The following is a 5,390-nucleotide window of genomic DNA, read 5'->3' as shown; positions in this document are numbered from 1 at the left end:
GACCGAGCGTCATGACATCGCCCACCCCGACCCGATCGCGCTCCGGCAGGATCTCCACCGCGTGTTCGTGGCGGACCGGCTGGTCGAGCGCGCCGACCGGGTCGTCGGCATCGCCGGGGGCGCCCGGGGCACGGAGGAGKTCCTGCGGTACTTCCCCCGACTGGCCGCGCGGGGCCGCGGCGGGGTGCTCAGCGCCCCGCCGGAGGGGATCGCCCCCTACCGGCCGTCCGCCGCCCGGGCCCGGCGGGCCGGGCTCGTGCTGGGCAGGATCGACGGCCTGGCGGCGGCGCACCCGGCGGACAGGCCGGTCGTGCTGCTCAGCGTCGGCCGGCTGCACCCCGTCAAACAGCAGGATCTCCTGGTCCGTGCCTGGATCGAGTCCGGATGCCATCGGGAGTCGCTGCTCGTGGTCGTCGGCGGAAGCGCGACGACCACGGACCCGGTGGAGCGCGCGATGCACGCGCGCATGGAAGAGGCCCTGTCCTCCTGCGACGAGGCCCGGGAGCGGCTTCTGCTGCTCCCGGCCCTGTCGAACCCCGACGTCCGCATGCTCGAACGGTCGCTGGCCGCTCCCTCGCGCCGGTTCCGCGCCCGGTACGTGTGCCCGAGCGCGAAGGAGGAGTTCGGTCTCGCGGTCCTGGAGGCGATGGAAGCCGGGCTGCTCGTGGCGGGCCCTTGCCGGGGCGGTGTTCCCGCCTATCTCGTCGACGGCCTCAACGGCATCCTGATGGACACCGGCGGGGCGGCCTCCCTCGGCGCCGGGCTGCGGCGCCTCGTCCAGGTCGAGGACGACCAGGCCCGGGCCATGGCCGCCCGCGCGCAGCGCCTCGTGCGTACCACCTATTCGTCGACGGCCATGGCCCGCGCCCTGGCGCACCACTACACGGCGGTGACCGAGCGGAAGCGACGAAGTGCCGTCTGAACCGGGCACCTTGTGCGGGGAGACGCCGTCTGAGCCGGAGCGCCTTGTGAGGGGGGTAGCGCTGTCCCAGGTGGGGTGACGGCGCCGCCCCGGTCCGTGGCCCGGTGACCCCCATGACGCCCCGTCCACCACCCGACGGGGCGTCATCTCCCGTACCCGGCACGCCCCGCCCCCGGTGAACCTCGGGTAACTCAGGGGCGCACAGGGGTTGTCAGTGCAATTTCACATTACTATGTTACACCGCACACGGTTTGATGAGTCCTCGTCAAGACCGTGCGCACCACAACAGTTCTCGTCACATCCCCATGACGAACCCCCACCCCACATGGAGTTCTGTTGTCCATCTCCAGACGCGTGCGCGCGTCCCTGCTCACCTCCGCCGTCGCGGTCGCCCTGCTCGCCTCCTCGGGCCAGACCGGAGTCCTCGCCGCCGACACCGACGCCCGTAACGAACCCCGTACGGACGCCCGTATCGCCACCCTCCCCGCAGCGCTCACCGGCGCCCCCGGCGCCCGGGCCGAGCACGGCGGCAACCCCTACGACGAGGTGGAGCGCCTCGCCACCGCACCCCGCAAGACCTTCGGGCCCGCGCCCGCCCCCGGGAGCCTCGCCACCGGGCGGGTTCCCGGCCGGGCGCCGGCCGAGGCGGCGACCGCCGCGCGGAGCCTCGCCGCCACCGCCCGTACGACCGCCGCCGGTGTCCCCTGCACCCTCGACGGGATCACCGGACTCGGCCCCGAGCAGTTCGCCGACTTCCTCGCCGACCCCGCCGTCCTCGCCGACGGCTGTCTGCGCGGACTGATCTGGACCTGGGACGCCCGGCTCGCGCCCGTCATGTCCGACGCGCACGTCCAGGCCGTCGCCCGCCGGATATCAGGCCTGGCCGCCACCCACGACGGCCGCAACTCCTCGCACCTGGAGGAGATGTTCACCTATCTGCACGCCGTCGCGTATCACGACTACGCCCGCGACGAGATCGACACCACCGACGCGCCGACCGTGGACGCGGTCCGCCGGGCCGTCGCCGACTTCGGCGCCGCGGCCCGCACCTTCGACGTCACGAAGAGCAACGCCCTCACCCTGCGCGAAGCCCTCTACGCGGCGAGCGCCCCCGGTCTGCGACAGCACCAACTCGGGCTGATCAAGCGGGTCCTCGCCACCATGGATCCCGCGCACCCCGCCACCCACCTCGACCCCTCATGGGCGGGCGCCGCGCTCGCCGCGCTCTCCGTCAACTACCTGGGGGTCTACTCGGGCAACCAGGACGCCGCCTTCCGGGCCGCGGCCGCCGCCGACCCCGCGTATCGCGCCGTCTTCAAGGCCTTCGCGGGCTACGCCCATCTGAAGGGCACCGCCAACGACTGGGTCGCCCGCGACGCGCTGGGCGAGTACGGCCGGTTCGGCGAGATCCCCAGCCTGAAGAGCGCCGTCACCGCGGACCTCGGCGGCCTCCTCGGCCAGGTCGTGACCACCTTCGGCCGGGGGAGCCAGCAGTGGGCCAAGGTGGTCTCCTGGCTCAACTACTTCGACGCGTGCAAGCCGTACGGCGTCTGCAAGGCCGACATCGAGGCGCAGATCTTCCCGTACACGTACACCTACGACAACGGCGCGATCAAGGTCCGCACCGGGCTCGACCGGGCCACCGTCGACCAGCTGTACTACGCGAGCAAGCAGGTCAAGGCCCAGTTCCACCGCGTGCTCGGCAGCGAGCAGCCGCTCGCCGGCGACCCCAACACCACCCTCACCATCGTCCTGTACGGATCCCGGGCCGACTACGAGAACTACCACCCCATCCTGACGGGGATGGACACCGACAACGGCGGCATCTACATCGAGCGCGGCGCCACCTTCTACACCTACCAGCGCCGTGTCCCGCAGGACTCCTCCCTGACGCTCGAAGAACTCTTCCGCCACGAGTACACGCACTACCTCAACGGCCGCTGGGCCGTACCCGGTTTCTTCGGGGAGGGGCCCTGGTATCAGGGGGACCGCACCACCTTCATGGACGAGGGCACGGCCGAGTTCTTCGACGGGGCCACCCGCGACGACGGCATCAAGGTCCGCAGATCCCTGGTCCGCGGCATCATCGGCGACACGGCGGGCGGCGGCCCCCGGATGAACCTCCGGCAGATCCTCAACGCCACCTACGACGGCGACGGCTTCCGCTTCTACAACTACGCCGGCACCTTCTTCGAGTTCCTCTGGACCGAACGGCCCTCCCTGATCCGCGAGATGTACACCCACCTGCGGAACGACGACGTCGCCGGCTACGACGCATGGCGCATCCGCCTCGCCGGCGACAGCGGCCTCCAGAGCGCCTACGACCGCTTCCTCGACGCCCAGATCGCCCAGGTCGACAGCCTCTTCGTCCCCCACACCACGTTCACCCCCAACGCGCAGCTGCGCGACTCCGCCCTGGCCTCCGTGAAGTCCGCCTTCGCCACCGCCACGTACAACACCCCCGACTGCGTGGAGAACGGCGACCCGGGCAAGCGCCGCTTCGTCTGCACCGGCCGGATCACCGCCAACCTCTCCGACGCGGGCAGCGCGGACCGGACCTTCAAGGACATGTCCGAGACGGTCGACTACTTCCTGCTCGACCGCGCGGGCGCCGCCTCGAACAACCTGGCCGACATGAACTGCTCCTTCGGCGCCGTCGACATCTGGACCAACAGGGTCGCCGGCACGTCGAGTTACCGCTGTGAGGGTCCCCTCCGCAGCTGACCCGCCCCGCCCCGTCCGGGCCGGTCCCCTCCATGGGAGGGGGCCGGCCCCGCGCCGTCGTCCGTACCACCCCTCGATACGGGAATGGCGGCACCGGCGACCCGTGCGGAAGATCTCCGTGCGGGTCCTGTCGAGGATCTTGGCAGAGCTGGTGCAATGTGAAATATTACTGCCGTGCCCACGAGAGAAACCTCGGACGTCATCGTCATCGGCGCCGGCGTCGTCGGCGCCGCCTGCGCCCACTACGCGGCCCTCGCCGGCCTGTCCGTCACCGTCGTCGACCGGGGTCACGTCGCGGGCGGCACCACCGGAGCGGGCGAGGGCAACCTGCTGGTCTCCGACAAGGAGCCGGGCCCCGAACTCGACCTCGCCCTCCTCTCCACCGCGCTGTGGACCGAACTCGCCGACCGGCTCCCGCCGTCCGTCGAGTACGAGCCCAAGGGCGGACTCGTCGTCGCCTCCGACGCCACGGGACTGCACGCCCTGCGCGCCTTCGCGGCCCGCCAGGAGAAGGCGGGCGTCGTCGCCCACGAGGTGTCCGGTGACCGGCTCCACGACCTGGAGCCCCACCTCGCACCGGACCTCGCCGGCGGCTTCCACTACCCCCAGGACGCCCAGGTGATGCCCGCCCACGCTGCCGCGCAGCTCCTCCGAGCCGCCGGCGACCGGGTCCGCCTGGCGCTCGGCGAGGAGGTCACCGGCCTCCTTACCGGCGCGGACGGGGCGATTAGGGGCGTACGGACCGCCACCCGGGAACTCCACGCCCCGCACGTCGTGAACGCCGCCGGGACCTGGGGCGGCGCGCTCGCCGCGCTCGCCGGCGTCCACCTCCCCGTCCTGCCCCGCCGCGGCTTCGTGCTCGTCACCGAACCCCTGCCGCGCGTCGTACGGCACAAGGTGTACGCCGCCGACTACGTGGCCGACGTCGCCAGCGGCTCCGCCGCCCTCCAGACCTCCGCCGTCGTCGAGGGCACCCCCGCCGGGCCCGTCCTCATCGGCGCCAGCCGCGAGCGCGTCGGCTTCGACCGGACGCTCTCCACCGAGGTCCTGCGCCGCCTCGCCGCCGGCGCCACCTCACTGTTCCCGGTCCTCGGCGGCGTACGGGCGATCCGGACCTACCCCGGCTTCCGCCCCTACCTGCCGGACCACCTGCCCGCCATCGGGCCCGACCCGCGCGTGCCCGGACTGCTGCACGCCTGCGGCCACGAGGGCGCCGGGATCGGCCTCGCACCGGCCACCGGGCAGCTCGTCGCGGCCGCCCTCACGGGCGCCCGGCCACCCCTGGACACCCACCCGTTCCGCCCCGAGCGCTTCGACGCCACCGCACCCTGAGGCACGCACCCACCGTCACGAGAGGAGGGCCCGTGGCCCGCACCCCCACCGGCCTCGTCGGGGCACAGCCCGACCCGCCGTTCGAGATCACCTTCGACGGCCGGCCCGTCACCGCCCTGCCGGGCCAGACCCTCGCCGCGGCCCTGTGGGGCGCGGGCATCCTGGCCTGGCGCACCACCCGGGACGGAGCCCGCCCGCGCGGCGCGTTCTGCGGCATCGGCCAGTGCTACGACTGCCTCGCCACCGTCAACGGAGAGCCCAACRGCCGCGCCTGCCTGGTCCCGGCCCGCCCCGGTGACGCGATCACCACCCAGGAAGGGCACGGCCATGACCGGCTCGGCGTCTGAGCCGCGGGACGCGGCAACCTTCACCCCGGCACCCGGGTCAGGGGACGCTCCGGCCCCCGCGGCCC

Annotated in this window: 4 protein-coding genes; all 4 read left to right on the top strand. The window is 73.0% G+C overall.

The window, feature by feature from the left end; genetic code table 11:
* On the top strand, positions 1–922 hold a 922-nt coding region (locus EAO70_RS08455; RefSeq protein WP_148002392.1), incomplete at its 5' end, for a glycosyltransferase family 4 protein.
* Positions 923–1,258: 336 nt separating this feature from the next.
* A complete protein-coding gene (locus EAO70_RS08450) occupies positions 1,259–3,646 on the top strand; it encodes a collagenase (protein WP_148002391.1) in 2,388 nt (795 codons plus the stop codon).
* A 174-nt stretch (positions 3,647–3,820) separates the two neighbouring features.
* Positions 3,821–4,978, top strand: coding sequence for an NAD(P)/FAD-dependent oxidoreductase (locus EAO70_RS08445; protein WP_148002390.1), 1,158 nt, complete (start codon positions 3,821–3,823; stop codon positions 4,976–4,978).
* Between the two features lie 32 nt (positions 4,979–5,010).
* Positions 5,011–5,325, top strand: a complete 315-nt coding sequence (locus EAO70_RS08440; protein ID WP_148002389.1) for a (2Fe-2S)-binding protein — start codon at positions 5,011–5,013, stop codon at positions 5,323–5,325.
* Positions 5,326–5,390: the final 65 nt, after the last annotated feature.

It is taken from the genome of Streptomyces sp. adm13(2018), assembly GCF_008042145.1.
In the GTDB taxonomy this organism is placed as follows: Bacteria; Actinomycetota; Actinomycetes; order Streptomycetales; family Streptomycetaceae; genus Streptomyces.
This window is presented reverse-complemented; position numbering and strand designations above follow the sequence as displayed.